1 protein-coding gene is annotated in these 726 nt (G+C 40.6%); it reads right to left on the bottom strand.

Going from position 1 to position 726, the window contains the following annotated elements; genetic code table 11:
• Positions 1 to 726: zonular occludens toxin domain-containing protein (locus tag HMPREF2865_RS12460; protein WP_283120616.1), on the bottom strand; the 726-nt coding region annotated here is incomplete at both ends.

Below are 726 nucleotides of genomic sequence, written 5' to 3'. Positions count from 1 at the left end.
TGCCGCCCATCGTAAGTACTTGTCCATTTTCAGGCGCATAGGCTGTCTGCGGTGCTGTTTGTGGCTGTTGTACGGTGTGCTGTTCATCCTTATAGGGATTGAAAGGCAGGCCGTTTTTCACGTAGTCCTTACACATGGCTTTAGTAACTTCTTTTAGCGGCGTGCCTTGGGTGCTATAACAAGTACAACCACTATTACCACCTTCAACGCAACCGGCGATGTATTCAAAAGTTTTAACTTGTCTTACATTGTCATAAATTGGTTTACTTTCAGGTTTTTCGGCTAGAGTAGGTACAAAATCTTCAGGCTTAAGATTTGAATTTATATCTTGTTGAATTTTAGATTGTTCAGTTTCATTGATTGCCTGTGGTTCACTTGCGGACAAATCAGAAACAGATTGAACTACTTCAGATTGGCCGCTACCTTTTTTATAAATCTGATAGAAGTTGAAACCTTTCCAAGCCATAAAACCCAAAATAGCTACTAAAGCCCAAACAGCAAGCGGAATATTCTTTTTAAATTTCTGATGCTGGCTGGATGATTTGTAATATTTAAACGCTTCTTTTGGCGGCTTCCAACTTGAAGATTCAACGCCTGTAACTGCGGCAGGATTATCTAGGCTGGTAACGCATTTGTACCAAGAATACTGCTTCATACCTACTGCTTTACGCTCAAGGTGCGTATGTTTTGACACAAGATTACGTACAAATACGTCAAGCTGACTTG

It is taken from the genome of Neisseria sp. HMSC073G10, assembly GCF_001812605.1.
Taxonomy (GTDB): Bacteria; Pseudomonadota; Gammaproteobacteria; order Burkholderiales; family Neisseriaceae; genus Neisseria; species Neisseria subflava_A.
The sequence above is the reverse complement of the archived record's forward strand: the minus strand, read 5'-3'. Positions and strand labels throughout refer to the sequence as shown.